Source organism: Pseudomonas sp. ABFPK (assembly GCF_001586765.1).
GTDB classification, from domain to species: domain Bacteria; phylum Pseudomonadota; class Gammaproteobacteria; order Pseudomonadales; family Pseudomonadaceae; genus Aquipseudomonas; species Aquipseudomonas asiatica.
In genome coordinates this window covers 142,019-160,401 of the sequence record NZ_LQXW01000002.1, presented here as the reverse complement: position 1 = coordinate 160,401, position 18,383 = coordinate 142,019, and the positions used below count along the sequence as shown (strand labels likewise).

General features: G+C 63.9%; 17 protein-coding genes and 1 tRNA gene. 5 read left to right on the top strand and 13 right to left on the bottom strand.

The window, feature by feature from the left end; genetic code table 11:
- A complete protein-coding gene (locus tag WM94_RS02815; RefSeq protein WP_039613745.1) occupies window positions 1-1,044 on the top strand; it encodes a lipopolysaccharide assembly protein LapB in 1,044 nt (347 codons plus the stop codon).
- Between the two features lie 352 nt (window positions 1,045-1,396).
- On the opposite strand, the gene WM94_RS02810 is transcribed toward WM94_RS02815, so the two are convergent.
- From WM94_RS02810 to WM94_RS02785, 6 genes are all read right to left on the bottom strand, one after another.
- Window positions 1,397-2,407: a DUF4917 family protein gene (locus WM94_RS02810; protein WP_015271614.1), complete on the bottom strand. Its 1,011-nt coding sequence runs from the start codon at window positions 2,405-2,407 to the stop codon at window positions 1,397-1,399.
- Window positions 2,408-2,622: 215 nt separating this feature from the next.
- On the bottom strand, window positions 2,623-4,329 hold the full coding sequence (locus tag WM94_RS02805) for a SulP family inorganic anion transporter (protein ID WP_061550379.1): 1,707 nt from the start codon (window positions 4,327-4,329) through the stop codon (window positions 2,623-2,625).
- Window positions 4,330-4,495: 166 nt separating this feature from the next.
- Window positions 4,496-4,569, bottom strand: a tRNA-Gly gene (locus WM94_RS02800).
- Window positions 4,570-4,680: 111 nt separating this feature from the next.
- A complete protein-coding gene (phaG, locus tag WM94_RS02795; RefSeq protein WP_061550378.1) occupies window positions 4,681-5,568 on the bottom strand; it encodes a (R)-3-hydroxydecanoyl-ACP:CoA transacylase in 888 nt (295 codons plus the stop codon).
- A gap of 448 nt (window positions 5,569-6,016) precedes the next feature.
- The gene (locus tag WM94_RS02790) at window positions 6,017-6,709 is read right to left on the bottom strand and encodes a pseudouridine synthase (RefSeq protein ID WP_061550377.1); all 693 of its coding nucleotides are present in this window, start codon (window positions 6,707-6,709) and stop codon (window positions 6,017-6,019) included.
- A 9-nt stretch (window positions 6,710-6,718) separates the two neighbouring features.
- The gene (locus WM94_RS02785) at window positions 6,719-6,931 is read right to left on the bottom strand and encodes a cysteine-rich CWC family protein (protein WP_061550376.1); all 213 of its coding nucleotides are present in this window, start codon (window positions 6,929-6,931) and stop codon (window positions 6,719-6,721) included.
- Between the two features lie 143 nt (window positions 6,932-7,074).
- Here WM94_RS02785 and WM94_RS02780 point away from each other — a divergent pair, with 143 nt between their 5' ends.
- Complete coding sequence (locus WM94_RS02780; RefSeq protein ID WP_061550375.1) at window positions 7,075-7,527, top strand: hypothetical protein; 453 nt, start codon at window positions 7,075-7,077, stop codon at window positions 7,525-7,527.
- Window positions 7,528-7,674: 147 nt separating this feature from the next.
- On the opposite strand, the gene WM94_RS02775 is transcribed toward WM94_RS02780, so the two are convergent.
- Window positions 7,675-8,781, bottom strand: a complete 1,107-nt coding sequence (locus tag WM94_RS02775) for an enoyl-CoA hydratase/isomerase family protein (protein ID WP_061550374.1) — start codon at window positions 8,779-8,781, stop codon at window positions 7,675-7,677.
- A 126-nt stretch (window positions 8,782-8,907) separates the two neighbouring features.
- Between WM94_RS02775 and ung the strand changes: the two genes are divergently transcribed.
- Window positions 8,908-9,600 (top strand): uracil-DNA glycosylase, encoded by a 693-nt coding sequence (gene ung / locus WM94_RS02770; RefSeq protein WP_024087682.1) that lies wholly within the window; start codon window positions 8,908-8,910, stop codon window positions 9,598-9,600.
- A gap of 120 nt (window positions 9,601-9,720) precedes the next feature.
- Here the strand turns inward: ung and WM94_RS02765 are convergent, their stop codons facing one another.
- The 5 genes from WM94_RS02765 to WM94_RS02745 form a co-directional block, all read right to left on the bottom strand.
- Window positions 9,721-10,752, bottom strand: coding sequence for an AbrB family transcriptional regulator (locus WM94_RS02765; protein ID WP_023661344.1), 1,032 nt, complete (start codon window positions 10,750-10,752; stop codon window positions 9,721-9,723).
- Complete coding sequence (locus WM94_RS02760) at window positions 10,745-12,259, bottom strand: tripartite tricarboxylate transporter permease (RefSeq protein WP_013974009.1); 1,515 nt, start codon at window positions 12,257-12,259, stop codon at window positions 10,745-10,747. Before WM94_RS02760 ends, WM94_RS02765 begins: the two co-directional genes overlap by 8 nt.
- Window positions 12,260-12,262: 3 nt before the next feature.
- Complete coding sequence (locus WM94_RS02755; RefSeq protein ID WP_015271606.1) at window positions 12,263-12,721, bottom strand: tripartite tricarboxylate transporter TctB family protein; 459 nt, start codon at window positions 12,719-12,721, stop codon at window positions 12,263-12,265.
- A gap of 137 nt (window positions 12,722-12,858) precedes the next feature.
- Window positions 12,859-13,839, bottom strand: coding sequence for a tripartite tricarboxylate transporter substrate binding protein (locus WM94_RS02750; protein ID WP_013974007.1), 981 nt, complete (start codon window positions 13,837-13,839; stop codon window positions 12,859-12,861).
- A gap of 46 nt (window positions 13,840-13,885) precedes the next feature.
- A complete protein-coding gene (locus tag WM94_RS02745; RefSeq protein ID WP_061550373.1) occupies window positions 13,886-15,175 on the bottom strand; it encodes an OprD family porin in 1,290 nt (429 codons plus the stop codon).
- A 200-nt stretch (window positions 15,176-15,375) separates the two neighbouring features.
- Between WM94_RS02745 and WM94_RS02740 the strand changes: the two genes are divergently transcribed.
- Both WM94_RS02740 and WM94_RS02735 read left to right on the top strand, forming a co-directional pair.
- A complete protein-coding gene (locus tag WM94_RS02740; protein ID WP_025340433.1) occupies window positions 15,376-16,047 on the top strand; it encodes a response regulator in 672 nt (223 codons plus the stop codon).
- Window positions 16,040-17,419, top strand: coding sequence for a sensor histidine kinase (locus WM94_RS02735; RefSeq protein WP_025340432.1), 1,380 nt, complete (start codon window positions 16,040-16,042; stop codon window positions 17,417-17,419). Before WM94_RS02740 ends, WM94_RS02735 begins: the two co-directional genes overlap by 8 nt.
- 127 nt (window positions 17,420-17,546) lie before the next feature.
- Here the strand turns inward: WM94_RS02735 and WM94_RS02730 are convergent, their stop codons facing one another.
- Window positions 17,547-18,353 (bottom strand): HDOD domain-containing protein, encoded by an 807-nt coding sequence (locus WM94_RS02730; protein ID WP_015271603.1) that lies wholly within the window; start codon window positions 18,351-18,353, stop codon window positions 17,547-17,549.
- Between the last annotated feature and the right edge of the window lie 30 nt (window positions 18,354-18,383).

Genomic DNA, 18,383 nt, shown 5'->3' with positions numbered 1-18,383 from the left:
ATGAACAGGATCAGTTTGCTGTTGACCATGATAGCCGTGCTTTCGGGGTGCCAGAGCACGGGGCCTGACCTGAATGGGGTGCGTTCTGTCTACTCCGGTGGCAATTCGGTGCTCTATCAGGTGCAGTCGCAGAGCAACTCGCCCGACCAGGCAATGCAGATGGCCGCGATGGCTTACCAGGCCGGTGACCTGGACCAGGCACTGTACCAGTACCTGCGCGTCCTTGAGCTGGAGCCCGAACGTTATGAAGCCCTGGTCTGGGTTGGCCGTATTCACCGCGAGCGCGGCAATAACCAGCTTGCCGAGATGGCCTTCACCGAGGTACTGGGCAAGGCACCTGATAACCCCGATGCCCTGACGGAAATGGGCCTGCTGAACCTGTCCATGCGTAAACATGAGCAGGCCAAGGCAATGCTGTTGAAAGCAGTTGCCGTGGATCAGAAACGCTTCGTCAAGGACCCGGCCAACAGCCAGACAGGGGCGGCTGCGCTCAGGGTCGACGGCAAGTCACCGCTCAAGGCCTATAACGGGCTGGGGGTGTTGGCGGATCTGGCCGACAACTTCGCCGAGGCGCAAACCTACTACCGCCTGGCCGAACTCATCGATCCACGTTCGGCGTTGGTGCAGAACAGCCTGGGGTATTCCTACTACATGGCCGGGCAATGGTCTGAAGCTGAACTCAGGTACAAGCGTGGGGTGAGCTACGACGGCACCTACAAGCCGCTGTGGCGCAACTATGGACTGCTGCTGGCTCGCATGGGGCGCTATGAGGAGGCTGTGTCTGCCTTCGAACAGGTCGAAAAGCGTGCCGAGGCCAGCAATGATGTCGGCTATGTCTGCCTGGTGGAAGGCAAGCTGGATGTGGCCGAGCAGTTTTTCCGCAGCGCGATCGAGTTGTCGCCGGGGCACTACCCCGTCGCCTGGGAAAACCTGAACAGGGTCCAGCAGATTCGGCAAATCCGCCAGCTGGGCGGCGATGTCGCGATGCCCGAGCCGGTTGCAGTTGGCCCGGCCGTGCAGGTGACAACCGCGTCGGCGCCTTGATGGGGTTCCGCGGGCAAGCGCTGATGCCTGTCAGATAGCGTAAACGGGGCTGCTACGCAGCCCATCGCCGGCAAGCCGGCTCCCACGGGTACCGCGCAGAATTCAGGCGTTTCGCGATCCCTGTGGGAGATTGCCCAGCCCTTTTGGGCTGCGCTGTCGCGCAGAGAACATATTTCGCTCGTCTGACGCGTCCTTTGTAGGAGCAGCCTTGTGCTGCGAAGAGGCCGGTACAAGCAACAGACAGGCTTTGTCAGTACCGGCCTCTTCGCAGCACAAGGCTGCTCCTACAGAACCTCGCAGAACCAATGAGTCATGTGTTGTTCTATGGGAGCTGGCTTGCCGGCGGTCCACTTCACCTGTGGGTGAGCGGTGCTTCAATAGCCAACGCTGCTGGCCCCAACGGATGCGTACTGGCATCAAAGAAGTGCAGCACTGTCCCCGGCATATCCCCGAACCTGTCGACAAAATGCTGCTTCTGGTTGATCACCGATGCCTCGCTCAATGGCCGTATGGCAATCGACAGATGCTTCGGCCGGGCCTGTCGGATGGCTTCGAGCAGATGCTGGTCACTGCTGTCCAGGTGCAGCCCGAACAGGCATAGCCCCTGGCTTTCCCGCGCCAGTTGCCCCAGGCACCAGCCCAGGTAGTCAGAGTTGCGGATGGCGCGCAGCTTCTCGTCGCTGCGGTCTTCGTTGACGAACAGCGGCACTTCGCCCGGGATGTTCACGGCAAAACCATCGAGCAGTTCGGCGCTGTCGGCGCTGCGTTGGCGGGTGGTGCCGTCGGGCAGCTTGAGCAGGTGCAGGCCGCCATGCAGGTGCAGTACCCGCGTACCTTCGCCGTTGGTGCGGCGCACGTCGAAGAAGCCTTGCTCGTCGAACAGTTCGGCGAAACCCTGCGGGGCGTGTTGCACGGCCCACGGTAGCAGCAGGTCGTAGTTGCTGGTGTAGACGCTGCGGTAGCCGCGCAGGGCCTGGTTGAGGGTTGCCAGGGTCGTGGCCGGCATGAGTGGCCACGGCAGGTGCACTGTGCGTACGGCGTGGATCAGCGCTTCCTTGATCGAGTAGTAGCGGTTCAGCGGCGCGGTGGAGTTGATGGCCAGCGCGGCGTTGGTGCGCACGGTGGTGTTGAGGGCGCTGAGCACCGGCTCGAACAGTTCCGTACCCAGTGACTTGAACAGTGCCTGGTCGCTGACGGCCAGGCCTTTCTTGCGCCCGGCACGTTGCGCTTCCTCGAACAGCGAGAAGTAGCCGAACGGCTTCCACAGCACGCGGCTGGCGCCGTTGCCCAGCAGCAGGGCGTCGCAAGGGTGGCGGGCGGCGAGTTCCGGCCAGGGGGTGAGGGTGGCGTCTAGTGCGGGCATGCTGGGGTCCGTTGGGTGGAGCGGGAACGGGGGCGACTTTAGCATGTCATGCAAAGTGTGCGAGGGTTGGTGTCCAGGCAACTGCTTTGTGCAGCCTGTACTGGCCCAATCGCCGGCAAGACAGCTCCCACGGTTCGCCACAGGCCTTGAGAGCAGTGCAGTACTTGTCGGAGCCGGCTTGCTGGCGATATGGCCAGTAGCAACGACGCAATGCTTCAACCTTGTTCAGCCCGTTGCTCAACGCGACTCCTGTTACGCCAAACCCGATAGGCGCGAATGCCCGCCCGCACCGAGCCGAACAGCAGTTTGTCTTCCATCTCCCGGGCCATCCCCGAACGCACCAGCATGCGCAGGAATGTGCCGCGGGCGCGGGCGATGGCGAAGAAGATGCCCTGCGCGGCCAGGGTGTCGCGCACTTCGCGCAGGGCGGCGATGCCGCTGACGTCGATGCTGGTTACCGCTTCGGCATCGAACAGCACTGCCTTGGGCTGGTCCTGGCTCTGCACCGCTTCGAGCAGGCGCATCTTGAAGTAGTCGGCGTTGAAGAACAGGATCGCGTCGTCGAAGCGGTACACCACCAAGCCTGGCACGGTGCGGGCATCCTTGTGTTTGCGGATGTCCACCTGGCCTTCGGTGCCCGGCAGCCAGCCCAGCACTGCGTCGGTGGGCTGATAGATGCTGTACAGCAGGCGCAGGATCGCCAGGGTCACGGCAAACACGATGCCGGGCAGCACGCCCAGGCTCAGCACACCGACCGTGGTCAGCAGGCACAGCCAGAACTCGAAGCGGCTCAGGCGGCGGATATGCTTCAGCGACTTGATGTCGATCAGCCCCCAGCCTGCCATCAGCAGCACGGCACCCAGCGCGGCCTGCGGGATCCACGCCATCGGTGCGGTGAAGAACAACAGGATCAGGGCGATGACCAGTGCTGCGATGATGCCCACCAGTTGGCTCTTGCCACCGACCATGTCGTTGACCGCAGTGCGCGAGTCTGCACCACTGATGGCAAAGCCCTGGGAAACCCCGGCAGCCAGGTTGCTTACGCCCAGGGCGACGAATTCGTGGTTGGCGTTGATCGCGTAGCCGTGCCGGGCGGCAAAGCTGCGTGCGGTGAGCATGGCGCTGCAGAAGCTGACGGTGGCGATACCCAGGGCGTCGCGCAGCAGGCTTTTCATTTCTGCCAGGTTACTGTGTGGCCAGGCCAGCTGCGGGATGCCGGCAGGTACCGGGCCGAGAATGGCGACGCCAAAGCGGTCAAGGCCGAGCAGGCCGACCAGCAGCATGAACAGCGCCACTACAGTTAGCGCCGCAGGCAGGTGGGGGTAGCGTCGTGGCAACCAGATCAGCAGGCCCAGTGCGGCGATGCCGATGAGCAGCGTCACCCAGTGGATTTCGCCCAGGCGCTGGAAGAAGTTGATCAGGCTGAGGATGAAACCGTCGCCCTCGATCTTGAACCCTACCACCTTGGACAACTGCCCGGCGATCAGGCTCAGGCCGATACCGTTGAGATAACCGATCAGGATCGGCCGCGAGAAGAAGCTGGCGATGAACCCGGCCCGGGCCACCCCAGCCGCGATCAGCATTACCCCGACCAGCAAGGTGACGATCACCGACAGCTCGGCAATCCGGTGCGGCTCGCCCATGGCCAACGGCGCCACGGCGCCGGCGATCATCGCGCAGGTAGCGGCGTCTGGGCCGACCATCAGCTGGCGCGAGCTTCCGATCAGGGCATAGACCATCATCGGCAGCACACAGGCATACAGGCCGTACTGCGGCGGCAGGCCGACGATCTGCGCGTAGGCGATGGCAATGGGAATCTGGATCGCCGCCACCGAGAGGCCGGCCTGCAGGTCGGCGTGGAACCACTCGCGGCGGTAGTGCAGCAGGTTGGCGAGGCCCGGTAGCCAGCGGGAGAGAAACATGCGTCGTCCTTTCGAAATGCTTCACGAATCCATCCACGCATTGAAGCGGATCGGCAGGCAAATGGCCATGGGGCAGGTCAAAGGGAGGGGGGGAGAAACGAAAAAAGGAGCCTGGGCTCCTTTTGACAGCGATGACGTTGCTGGAACGCCATGCGGGAATGCGATGTGGAGCGGGTAGAGGGAATCGAACCCTCAACTAAAGCTTGGGAAGCTTTCGTTTTACCACTAAACTATACCCGCGTTTGCGCAGCACTTTTTACCAGAACCCTCAACGAATTAGAAGCCCAAGTTATTAAAAAGCTTGTCGGCGCCCCATGGTTTGCGGGTTTGAGCCACAGGACGCCGAGTTGCTCAGATGGCCAATGCATGCTGCCCCTGTTTTACGGGCTGGTAACGTTGACGAGCTTCACGCATGGTTGGCTTCAGGAACCCCAGCATGACGCTGCGGGTGTCCTCGCAAGCGGTCTTGTTTTCCATGTCCAGGAAGTGGCCTGCATCGCGGATCACGCTGAAGTGGCTACGGCCCACGTGCTTGCTGAACTGCCGCGCATCCTCGACCGTGGTGTACTCGTCGCGGTCACCATTGATGAAAAGTACCGGGATGTCGATATTGCGTGCACCATCCAGCGCCCGCCCCAGGTCATGTTGCAGCACCTCGTTGATGTGGAAGTGCATCTGCGCATACTCGTGGCTGTCCAGGCTGCTGACATGGCGGTAGTTGAAGCGCTTGAACAGTGACGGCAGGTGCTTGCCGATGGTGTCGTTGATCAGGTTGCCGACCTGATAACGGTCGCAGGCGGCCAGGTACTGGCAACCACGGTCCAGGTAGTCGCGCATCGGTTCGTTGATCACCGGTGAGAACGAACTCACCACTGCCTTCTTCACGCCCCGCGGCTGGTGCGCCAGCGCCAGCAGCGTACTTGCGCCACCCCACGAGAACGACATCACGTGGTCTGCCTGGAAGTGCTCGATCAGCTCGAGGAGAATATGCGCTTCGGTCTCCTTGCTGATAAAGCGTTCCTGGCGATTGTGCGGCTTGGATTTGCCAGCGTATGGCTGGTCGAACAGTACAACGTTGAACTGCGGGTGCAGGTTACGTACCGTCTGGGCGAACGAGGCCGTGGTGGCAAGCGAGCCATTGATCAGGATGATCGTATTCTCGGCCGCATCCGCGCGATAGAACTCCGTGTAAACCCGATACTGACCTTGGATATCAAGTACAGCGATTTCTGGCCTCATGTCATCGACTCCTGGCGCAAAAAGGGTATTCGCGTCACCTAGGGTGCACGTTCTTTATGACAGGTAGGCATTTGCCTGAAGAGAAACCGGGGGGCCCTGTGTCGATCCTTGGCACGTGCGTCGACGGTATTGTTTTTGGCGGGCAATTCGCCGTGCCCCAAGGCATCGAGGCCTTGGGTGGCCGGCAAAAAGTGTCTTCGACTGCGGTCGTGACTTGGTAGTCACATGCAGACTGACGATTTGGATTCAAGCAGTGGGTCGGGAATCCCGCAAGTGCCGTTCGGGGGAAAATGTGACTTTTGTCGCTGAGCGGTCGTATGACGACCCTGATCTGTCTGGTCCGGCCTCTTCGCGGGCTCGCCCGCTCCCACAGGGATCACACCAACCCGGAGGCCTGTGGTGTACCTGTGGGAGCGGGCGTGCCCGCGAAGAGGCCGGTACAGGCTGATTAGACCGTCGCTATTTCATCCGCCGTCAGCTCACGAAACGCCCCAGGCGCCAACCCCGGGTCCAGCCGGATCGCCCCCATGCTCTCCCGATGCAACCCCACCACCTTGTTGTCGAAATGGCCGAACATGCGCTTCACCTGGTGATAGCGCCCTTCGATGATCGACAGCCGTGCCTGGCGCGGCCCGAGGATGTCCAGCTGGGCGGGCAAGGTGGTGAGGTCTTCGAAGGCGAAGTAGAAGCCCTCGAGGAACTTGGCCACATAGTGCTCGCCAATTTCGTCCTCGGTTTGCACCAGGTAATGCTTGGGCAGCTTGGTCGCGGGCTGGGTAAGCCGGCGTGACCATTGGCCATCGTTGGTCAGGATCATCAAGCCCGTAGTGTTGAAGTCCAGCCGCCCGGCAATGTGCAGGTCCTCACGCAAACCGGCTGGCAGCAGGTCGAGCACGGTGCGGTGTTGCGGGTCCTGGGTGGCGCTGACGCAGCCTGCGGGCTTGTGCAACATCAGGTAGCGTGCCGGGCGGCCAGCCTGCAGCAGCTGGTCGTCCAGCTCCACGCGGCTGAATTCGCGCACTTCGGCCAGTGGGTCGCTGACCACTTGGCCATCCACCCGCACACGGCGTTGCGCCAGCATCAGACGGACTTGCTGGCGGTTGTGGCTGGGCAGGTTGGCGAGGAAACGGTCGAGGCGCATGGCAAACGGTCAGTCGGAAGCGGGGGAGCGAAGCTGTTCTTCGACGGCGGCGCAGCGCGGGCACAGGCAGGCTTTGTCGCGCAGCTCGGCGGGCAGGGCCTTGAGCACGGCAGGTTCGATGGTCACGCTGTAACACCAGCAGGCCTCGGTGGCTCGGCGCGGATCGGCCAAGCTGCACTGGTTGAGGGCGCCACAAGCGGGGCAGTGCTGGTTGTCGGGCATGGCTGCCATTCACCTGTATCAAATTGTTGCAGAAATGGCACTGCACCTTGGCGGCACTGTCTTATTCAGTGTCGATGATCGCATTTCGCATCGACGCTCGCCAGCGCCGCTGTTCGGGCACTCCAGCGGTCCAGGAGGCCGCCATGTCCTATCGAATCCTGTTGATCGCCCTGCTGGGGCTGATGACTTCCGCCTGCGTTCCGTACTACGAGAGCGGGGGCTATTACCGATCGGACCACTACTACTCCGACCGTTATGTGTCACCGGATTATTACCGCTATGACCGCTATTACGTAGCGCCGCAGCCCCGTTATTACTATCAGCCTGCGCCACGCTACTACTACCGCTCGGCGCCCGCGCCTCACTACCGGTCTCATCCGCAGCCGGGGATGAAGCAATGGTATGGCAACCCACGCAACGACTATGGCAACCGCCAGCGGTATGACTATGGGCGCGACCGGGATCGTCATGATTATCGCGATGGCAGCCAGCGCTATCAGCAGAAGAACCGTTGGCACTCCAACGGGCGGGGGGATGGTGACCGGCGCGGGGACGGGCGGCGTGGGCACGGGCAAGGGGGGAACTGGCAGCGGTAGGTGAATTGAAAACCGGGGGCGCGTTGCGCCCCTTTCGCGACGCAAGGCCGCTCCCACAGGTACGGCGCAGCATTGGAAACCATCGCTGTACCTGTGGGAGCGGCCTTGTGTCGCGATGGGCTGCAATGCAGCCCCAACTTCTCGAAGCTACCCGAGATCCGCCAGCGGATGCCGCCCCTCCCACACCTTGGCAAAATGCGCCTCCACCACCGCCGCCGGCACTTGCGCCACATCGGGCCAGTGCCAGTGCGGCTGGTTGTCCTTGTCCAGCAGACGCGCACGCACGCCTTCGCTGAATTCCGGGTGGCGGCAGCAGTTCAGGCTCATGTTGTATTCCATCTGGAATACCTGCGCCAACGACAGGTGCCGTGCCCGACGGATCTGTTCCCACACCAGGTGTGCGGTCAGCGGGCAACCTTCATGCAACCGTTGGCCGGCATCTGCCAGCAGCGGGTCGTCGTGGTGCTTGAGCCCCTCCAGCGCACGCCAGGCGGCAGCTGCGTCGGCCACGTCGAGCAATTGATCGATCACCTGTCGCCTTGGTAGCCACTGGGCCTCGGGCAACTCGGCGCAGACGCGGTGCTGTTCGGCCTTGAGCAGGCTGTTCAGTTGCAGGGCGGTCTGTTCCTGCCAGTTCAGTTGCAGCAGTTCCTCGATCAGTGCCTCTTGCTGGTACTCGCCCAGAAATCGGTCGGCCAGACCCAGGTCCAGGGCGTCGTGGGCATTGATCGGTGCACCCGTCAGGCCGAGGAACAACCCCAGCTTGCCCGGCAGGCGGGCAAGGAACCAGCTGGCGCCCACATCCGGATACAGGCCGATGCTGATTTCCGGCATGGCCAGCCGACTGCTGGGGGTGACAATACGCACATTGGCGCCCTGCAGCAGGCCCATGCCACCACCCAGCACATGCCCGTGCCCCCAGCACAGCAACGGCTTGGGATAGGTGTGCAGGGCAAAGTCCAGGCGGTATTCGGCGGCGAAGAAGGTGGCGGCCAGCGGGGGTACGCTACCAGGGTGGTCGCGGCAGGCTTGTACCAGCGCACGCACATCACCGCCGGCACAGAAGGCCTTGGCACCGTTGCCGCGCAGCAGCACGCAGACGATTCCCGGGTCGCGGGCCCAGGCGTGCAACTGTTCGCCCAATACCTCGATCATCGGCAGGCTCAGCGCATTGAGCGCCTTGGGCGCATCCAGGGTGGCGATGCCGATGCGGGCGCCATCGGCGCCGGTGAGTACCTCGCAATGAATGGCCATGGACTACCTCGCGCAAGTCATCGCCCAAGTATGGCTTGCCTGGCCGAACATGCCGGTCGTCGGTCGGATCGTTTGACAAGCGGGAAGGGCTTACCTAGTGTCGCGCCATTGTTTATGGAAGGCCCCATGACTGACGACGATCGCATCAAACTCGAACCCAGCTGGAAGGCCGCCTTGCGCGCGGAATTCGACCAGCCCTACATGCATCAGTTGCGCGAGTTCCTGCGCAGCGAGTACGCCGCCGGCAAAGAGATCTACCCGCCAGGGCCGTTGATCTTCAACGCGCTCAACTCGACGCCGCTGGACCAGGTGAAGGTGGTCATCCTTGGCCAGGACCCTTACCACGGGCCGGGCCAGGCGCATGGCCTGTGCTTCTCGGTGCAGCCGGGCGTGGCCACGCCACCGTCGCTGGTCAACATCTACAAGGAGCTGCAGCGCGACCTGAACATCCCGATTGCCAGTCATGGCTACCTGCAGAGCTGGGCCGAGCAGGGTGTGCTGTTGCTCAACACGACCATGACCGTGGAGCGCGCCAATGCCGCGTCGCATGCCAAGAAGGGCTGGGAGTTCTTTACCGACCGGGTCATCCAGGTGGTTAGCGAGCAGTGCCCGAACGTGGTGTTCCTGCTGTGGGGCTCGCATGCGCAAAGCAAGCAGAAGCTGATCGACGGGACCAAGCACCTGGTGCTGAAATCGGTGCATCCATCACCGTTGTCGGCTTACCGTGGGTTCCTGGGGTGTGGGCATTTCAGCCGGGCCAACAGTTTCCTCGAGCAACGCGGGCTGGCGCCGATCAACTGGGCATTGCCACCCTTGTAAAGGCCTGAAATGTCGCGTTGCCTTCTTCGCGGGTGAACCCGCTCCCACAGGTTCTGCACTACCCTCAGGGCTTGTGTGGTCCCTGTGGGAGCGGGTTTACCCGCGAAGAGGCCGTCACAGTCATTCCGGGGTTGCGTTCCACACCCGGAACAACGGCTCTGCGAGAAACAGCACAAACAACAAGCGCATCACCTGCAGCGCCGTCACCAGCGGCACCGACAGCTGCAGGGTCTCCGCCGTCAGGCTCATCTCGGCAATTCCGCCCGGCATCATCCCCAATGTCAGCGAACGCAGATCCAGCGCGGTCATCATGCTCAGCACCCATGCGGCACTGCCGGCAATCGCCATGCACAACGCCGTGGCCACCAGGGTGCGGCCCAGGAACGACGGTGCGCGGCGGAAGAACGCGCGGTTGAAGTGGCAGGCCAGGCCGCTGCCGATCAACCACTGGCCGATCTGGCTGGCGCCATTGGGCAGGGTTATCTGCAGGTCGCCCGCCAGGCTCACGGTGGCTGCGACCAACAATGGCCCGAACAACCACGGGTTGGGCTGGCGCAAGCGCTGCCACAGCAGGGCGACGGCAACGCCCAGCGGTGCAATCAGCGCCAGCCAGCCCCAGCTCACACTGCCGGTGTGATTCAGCGGTACCCCGTCACCCAGCAGGAACTTGAACAGCGCCGGCACGCACAGTACCACCGCCAGTACGCGCAGGCTTTGCGCCGCCGCCACCTGGCTGAGCACTGCGCCATTGCGGGCGCCAAGGTTGACCATCTCCCCCGAACCACCCGGCATGCTGGCGAAGAACGCCGTGGCACGGTCTTCACCGGTGCGCCGCAGCAGCCATACGCTGATCACGCTGGACAAGGTGGTGAACAGCGCGCCGAAGAAGATCAGTGCGAAATGGCTGGCCACCTGCTCGATCACCGCCGGGGTGAAGTGCAGGCCAATGCCGATGCCGATGATGCATTGCCCGCATTTGCGGCCATTGGGGATTTCCGGGAGCTGCCAGGGTGTCAGGCAGCGCACCAGGATGATCGCCAGCAACGAGCCGACCATCCATGGCAAAGGCCAGCCGACCTTGCTGGCGGCAAAACCGCCAGCAAGGCCGACCAGCCCGGTCGCGACAAACAACGGCAACGAGCGATCAGGCATCGGCCATCGCCCGGCGCTGCAGGCTGCGTTTGCGCCAGATGCGCAGCAGCGGCAGGGTCAGCATGCAAATGGTCAGTACCCATACCGACATGCTGATCGGGCTCGACCAGAGGATGCCCAGTTCGCCGTTGGAGATAGACAGCGCCCGGCGCAGGTTCTGCTCCATCAGCCCACCGAGGATGAAACCGAGCAGGATCGGCGACAGCGGGAAGTCCAGCTTGCGCAGGATATAGCCCATGATGCCGATACCGACCATCAGGAACAGGTCGAAGGTAGTGGCATGCACGGCGTAAACGCCGATTGCGGTGATGATGGCGATCACCGGTACCAGCGCCCAGTTTGGCACGGCGAGGATGCGGGTGAAGATGCGGATCATCGGGATGTTGAGGATCACCAGCATGATGTTGGCGACGAACAGCGAGGCGATCAGGCCCCAGACGATGTCTGGCTGCTGTTCGAACAACAGCGGGCCCGGGGTGATGTTGTACAAGGTCAGCGCGCCGATCATCACCGCGGTGGTGCCCGAGCCAGGTACGCCCAAGGTCAGCATCGGTACCAGGGCGCCACAGCAGGAGGCGCCGATGGCGGTTTCCGGTGCGGCCAGGCCGCGGGCGTCGCCCTTGCCGAACTTGCCCTTGTCGCCCGCCAGGCGTTTTTCGGTCATGTAGGCCACGGCGCTCGCCAGTGTTGCACCGGCACCAGGCAGCACACCCATGATGAAGCCAAGCAGGCCGCAGCGGATGTTGACCACGAACACCGAGGCCGCTTCCTTGAAGTTGAACAGCATGCGGCCGGTGGCTTTGACTGCCTGGTGGCCATGGTGGGTCTTTTCCAGCAGCAGGAGGATTTCGCTGATGGAGAACAGGCCCAGCACCAGTACCACGAACTGGATGCCGTCGGCCAGGTGCACGCTGTCGCCGGTGAAGCGGTACACGCCACTGTTGGCATCGATGCCGACTGCCGACAGGAACAGGCCGATCAATGCGGCAATGAAGGTTTTCAGCGGCTTGTCGCCGGCCATGCCGCCGAGCGCGACGATGGCAAACACCATCAGCACGAAGTACTCCGCCGGGCCGAAGGCGATTGCCCATTTCGCCAGCAGCGGTGCGAACAGCACCATGCCGCAGGTGGCGATCAGCGCACCGATGAACGAACTCCAGGCCGACAGCGACAGCGCTACGCCAGCCAGACCATTGCGGGCCATCGGGTAGCCATCGAGAGTGGTCATCACGGTCGAGGCTTCGCCGGGGATGTTCAGCAGGATCGAACTGATACGTCCGCCGTACTCGCAGCCCAGGTACACCGCTGCCAGCAGGATCAGCGCCGATTCCGGCGGCAGGCCGAGGGCGAAGGCGATGGGGATCAGCAAGGCCACGCCGTTGATCGGGCCCAGGCCCGGCAGCAGGCCGACCACGGTACCGATCAGCGTGCCGGTGAGGGCGGTGACCAGGTTGTAGGGGGACAGGGCGACGCCGAAGCCCTGGCCCAGGTAGCTCAAGGTATCCATGTGTCAGTTCTCCAGTACGCTCAGCAGGCCAAGGGGCAGGGGCACGTCCATCACGCGGTCGAACAGCCAGTAGAGAAACAGGCTCATGCCCGCCACCACGATGGCGCTGTGCAGCCAGCGGCCGCCGTACAGGCGGGCCATGGGCACGCCGACCAGGATGGCGCTGAGGATGAAGCCCAGGGCTTCGAAGGTGCTGGCGAACACGATCAGCAGGCCGACGCAGGCGGCGATCTTGATCAGGGTCTCGCGGTCCAGTTCCGGTTCGTCGTCCTTGCGCACGATGGGGGTGGGGCGGAACACCAGGTACAGCAGGCCCAGGCCGAGCAGGCCGAGCGTCAACAGCGGATAGGCGCGCGGGCCCACCGGTTCATAGGAAAACGCCGCCTGGTAAGGCCAGGCCATCACGGCCAGGGCGGCGCACACCGCCAGCAGGGCCAGGGCGAAGATGCGTTGCAGGATCATCAGAGAGTCCTCATTGAGCACGGGCCCTGTGGGAGCGGGCATGCCCGCGAACACCGGCAACGCCGGTGCCAGGCACCGCGGTGTCTTCTTCGCGGGCGCGCCCGCTCCCACAGGGTCGGTGAAAGGGCGTTGGCGTGTTACTGGATCAGGCCAAACTCCCTGGCCAGTGTCTTGTAGTCAGCCACTTGCTTCTTCACATAGCCGTCCAGCTCTGCACCGGTCATGGCGAACGGGAACAGTTCGCGCTGGTCACGCAACTTGGCGAAGTCTTCCGAAGCCAGCATCTTGTCGAATGACTGCTTCCACCAGGCGTATTCTTCGTCGCTCACCTTTGGCCCCAGGTAGAAGCCGCGTACCACTGGCCAGACGATGTCGTAACCCTGTTCCTTGGCGGTGGGGATGTCTTTCATCTCGGGCTCGTCCAGGCGCTTTTCCGAGAACACCGCGAGGATGCGCATGTTGCCGCTCTGAATGTGCGGCATGGAGTCGGAGATGTCGGTCGAGCCTACCTGGATATGCCCGCCCAGCAACGCCGTGGCGATCTCGCCGCCACCTTCCAGGGCGACGTAGCGCAGGTCACGCGGGTTGATGCCGGCGGCCTTGGCAATCAGGGCGGTCTGCATCCAGTCCTGGCTGCCGACGGTACCGCCGGAGCCGATCACCACCTTGCTCGGGTCTTTCTTCAACGCTGCGACCAGGTCGTCGAGGGTCTTGTAGGGCGAGTCGCTTTTCACTGCGATGGCGCCGTAGCTGGTGCCGACGGCGGCCAGCCATTTCACCGCGTTCTCGTCGAAGCGGCCGAACTTGCCCTGGGCCAGGTTCAGCAGCGAACCGCTGGACCAGGCCACCAGGGTGCCGGCATCGGCCGGGCGCTGGGCGACCACGGCGTTGTAGGCCACCGCACCAACACCGCCGGGCATGTAGGTGACGCGCATCGGCTTGGTGAGGATTTTTTCCTGCACCAGGGCGCTCTGCACCAGTTTGCAGGTCAGGTCGAAGCCGCCGCCGGGCGAGGCGGGGGCAATGCATTCGGGGCGTTTCGGTTCGGCAGCGAGGGCGTTGCCGGCCAACAGCAGGCAGCCGGTAGCGAGGACGAGGCGGCGCAGTGAGTAGGTCATCGTCTTTCTCCGTGAGCGTTGTTGTTATCAAGTTATCGCTATGGGGTTACCACAGCGCCACGCTGTAGCTCACCAGCAGCCGCACCTCGTCCGCGTCGCGGGCGAAGTTGGAGCGGAAGGTGGCGTTGCGCAGGCGCACGGCGACGTTCTTCAACGGGCCGCTTTGTACCACGTACTTCATTTCGGTATCGCGTTCCCACTCCTTGCCCTCGCCACCGGCGGCGCGGCTGACGTTGTCGCCGCTGATGTAGCGGGTCATGAAGGTCAGGCCGGGCACGCCGACCGCGGCGAAGTTGTAGTCGTAGCGCGCCTGCCAGGAGCGCTCGTCGGCGCCTGCGAAGTCGTTGATCTGGACGAAGTTGACCAGGTACGGGTCGGCGCCATCGACGTACGGGAAGGCGCTGTCGCCTGACAATTGCTGCCAGGCGGCGCTGATCTTGTGCCCGCCCAGGGCGTAGCTGAGCATGCCATTGACGGTGGTGTTGTCGATGTTGCCGGCCTTGGCGGCGCCGGCGTCGTCACTCACGGCCAGGCGCAGGTCGGCGCCGAAGGTGCCCGGGCCCCATGGCTGGGTGGCGACCATGCCGATGAAGTGCTGGCGGTAGATATCGTCGAGCTGGGCAAAGTGGTAGCTGCCGGTGATGCGATCGGTGAACTGGTAGTCGAGGCCGGCCAGGTCCAGGTTGTCGGCGCTGAACGAGCCACCGAAGCGGCCGTTCTTGTTGTTCAGGGCCAGGTCTTCCCAGTTGGTGTCGTTGCGGTCCTTGGCCTTGTCCAGTCGGCCTCCGGTGAAGGTCAGGCCCTTGACCTCCTTCGAGGTGAGCAGGCCGCCTTCGAAGGTTTGCGGCAGGATGCGCCCATCGTTGGGCTGCAGGGTCGGCAGTTCGGGGATCAGCGTGCCGATCTTCAGTTCGGTCTGCGACACCTTCACCTTGCCGGTCAGGCCGAGCTTGGAGTACTCGTCGGCGGCCTTGCCGTCATCGTGGGTCGGCAGCAGGCCGGTGTCGGTGCGGTCGGGGCTGGAGTCGAGCTTGATGCCGAGCATGCCCAGCGCATCCAGGCCGAAACCCACGGTGCCATCGGTGTAGCCAGACTCGAAGTTGAGCATGAAGCCCTGGGCCCACTCGTCGCGCTTGGATTGCTGCGCACTGGTGCCGTCGCGGAAATCGCGGTTGAAGTACATGTTGCGGGTTTCGAAGGTGGCCGTGCTGTCTTCGAAGAAGGCGGCCTGACTCATCGGCGCGACACCGGCAAGCGCAAGGGCGCTGACGATGGCGGAGGGGCGTGCGGCAAAGGAACGGGTAGGCGCGAACGCCTGCGGCTGCGATGACAGCATCACTGATGGCTCCGTTTATTGTTCTTATTCGTTGCACCTTGCTGGTGCTTTTTTTCGGCGCGTAGGGCGACCGTGGTGCGATGCTAGGTAACCAACCTTTCGCTAACCTTTCAGCGTGAAAGGTTTGTCGACAGGGCTTCACAGGCCTGCCGACAGCGGTACACTCCGCGCCACCGTCCCACCCGAGCAGGGAGAATCCGATGCGTGTGCTGCTGGTCGAAGACCACCTGCAACTGGCTGAAAGCGTGGCCCAGGCCTTGAAAAGCCATGGCCTGACCGTGGATGTGTTGCATGACGGCGTGGCCGCCGACCTGGCCCTGGCCAGCGAGGAGTACGCCGTGGCCGTGCTGGATGTCGGCTTGCCGCGCATGGACGGCTTCGAGGTGCTGGCGCGCCTGCGCGGCCGTGGCAAGACCCTGCCGGTGCTGATGCTGACCGCGCGTAGCGACGTCAAGGACCGGGTCCACGGCCTGAACCTGGGCGCCGACGACTACCTGGCCAAGCCGTTCGAGCTGACCGAGCTGGAAGCACGGGTCAAGGCCCTGTTGCGGCGCAGCGTGCTCGGTGGCGAGCGCCAGCAACGCTGCGGGCCGCTGGTGTACGACCTGGACACCCGGCGCTTCGCCCTGGGTGGCGAAAACCTGACCCTGACCTCGCGCGAACAGAGCGTACTGGAAGCGCTGATCGCCCGACCGGGCCGGGTGATGAGCAAGGAGCAACTGGCCGCCCAGGTGTTCGGCCTGGACGAAGAGGCCAGCCCCGACGCCATCGAAATCTACATCCACCGCCTGCGCAAGAAGCTCGACGGCCACCCGGTGGCCATCGTCACCTTCCGTGGCCTGGGCTATCTGCTCGAGCACCGCGATGCGTGACAACGGCAGCCTGCGCGGGCGCTTGCTCGGCAACCTGGCCTTGCTGCTGGTGGTGCTGATGCTGGCCAGCGGCCTGAGCGCCTACTGGAACGGCCGCGAGGCCGCCGATACTGCCTACGACCGGACCCTGCTGGCCTCGGCAAGGACCATTGCCGCAGGCCTGTCCCAGCGTGACGGTTCGCTGAGCGCGGATGTGCCCTACGTGGCCCTGGACACCTTCGCCTACGACAGTGCCGGGCGCATCTACTATCAGGTGCTGGACATCCAGCAGCGGCTGATTTCCGGCTACGAGAACCTGCCAGCGCCGCCGCCGGGCACGCCGCGTACCGACGACTATCCGGCGCTGGCGCGGTTCTACAACGCCACCTACCTGGGCCAGGACGTGCGCGTGGTCAGCCTGCTGAAGCCGGTGAGCGAGCCGAACATGAACGGCATGGCGGAAATCCGTGTGGCCGAGACCGAGGAAGCGCGGGTGCGCATGGCCCGTGGCCTGATGGCCGATACTCTGCTGCGTCTGGGGATGCTGGCGCTGGGCGCGCTGGTGATGGTGTGGTTTGCCGTGAGTGCCGCGTTGCGGCCGCTGGAGCGCCTGCGCACGGCGGTGGAAGAGCGCCAGCCGGACGACCTGAGGGCCTTGCCGGTGGTGCAGGTGCAGCGTGAGCTGGGCCCACTGGTGCGGGCTTTGAACCATTTCACCGAGCGTTTGCGCGGCCAGTTCGAGCGCCAGGCGCAGTTCATCGCGGACGCTGCCCACGAGTTGCGCACGCCACTGGCCGCGCTGAAGGCACGTGTCGAACTGGGCCTGCGTTCGGCCGAGCCGCAGGAGTGGCGGCAGACACTGGAGTCCGCGGCCCAGGGCACTGACCGCCTGACCCATCTGGCCAACCAGCTGCTGTCGCTGGCGCGGGTCGAGAACGGTGCGCGCGCGATTGCAGAAGGCGGCGCGCAGCGCCTGGACCTGAGCCAGTTGGCTCGTGAGCTGGGCATGGCCATGGCACCGCTGGCGCACAAGCGCGGGGTGGCGCTGGCCCTGGAGGCCGAGGCGCCGGTGTGGCTGAAGGGGGAGCCGACGCTGCTCAACGAACTGTTGAGCAACCTGGTGGACAATGCCTTGGCGCATACGCCGGCTGGCGGCAACGTGATCTTGCGAGTGCTGGCGCCGGCGGTACTGGAGGTGGAGGATGACGGACCGGGGATTCCCGAGGCCGAGCGTGAGCGGGTATTCGAGCGCTTCTACCGGCGCAGTGCGCAGGGCAGTGGGCTTGGCTTGGCGATTGTCGGCGAGATCTGCCGGGCGCACCTGGCACAGGTGAGCCTGCATGACGGTGCGAAGGGCGGGTTGCGGGTGCGGGTGAGTTTTATCGCGGATTGATGTGTTGCCTGTACCGGCCCTTTCGCGGGTGAACCCGCTCCCACAGGTACAGCGCAGCCTTCAGCAGCGGCGCGGTCCCTGTAGGAGCGGGTTTACCCGCGAAGAGGGCCGAACAGGCTGACACCGGTCAGCGCAACATGCTCCGCGCCTCGATCAGCTCACCCACTTCAAGCTCGGTGCCGTACGGCAGGCCCAGGTGGCGGTATGCCGGCAGTGCCGCCAGCGGTCGGTGACGGCCTCGCTGGCTGATGCAGCGGGCGATCTGCACGATGTCGATGTAGTCGATCTTGTCAGTCTGCCGGTCCAGGTCCTGCACCTGGCTCGGCAGGTTGACCAGTTGCTCCGGAAACTCCCAGGCCTTGAGGATCTTGTCGCCGAGCACTGGCTGGATCTGTTCGATCACGTAGTGTAGGCACACCGGGTCGGACAGCAGTTCGTTGTGCTCTTCGGCGTAGATCAATACCGGCAGCGCGCCAATCTGGTTGACCAGCCCGCCAAGGGTGGCCTGGTCGGGTTTGAGTTGTGTAAAGCGCCGGCAGATTTCGTAGCTGATGCCCGCCACATCCAGGCTGTTGGCCCAGATATCACGTAACTTCTGCTCCACCGCCGGCGCCCGTGCGTGGAAAATCTGCTCGATCACCAGGCCAATGGCCAGGTTGCAGCTGTAGTTGATGCCCAGCCGCGTGATGGCAGTGTGCAGGTCGGTGACCTCGACCGCCGCGCGCAGCAGTGGGCTGTTGACGACTTTGATCAGGCGCGCTGAAAGGGCCGCATCGCGACCGATCACCTTGCTCAGGGCCGCTACGCTGATCTCGCTGTCTTCCGCCGCCTCGCGGATGCTCAAGGCAACCTCGGGCAGGGTCGGCAGGACCAGGTCATCCTTTTCGATGGCATCGAGCAACTGTGCTTGAACCATCTCGGCCAGCTTGTTCATGGGCGTGTCTACCGCAGTGGTGGTGCGGCC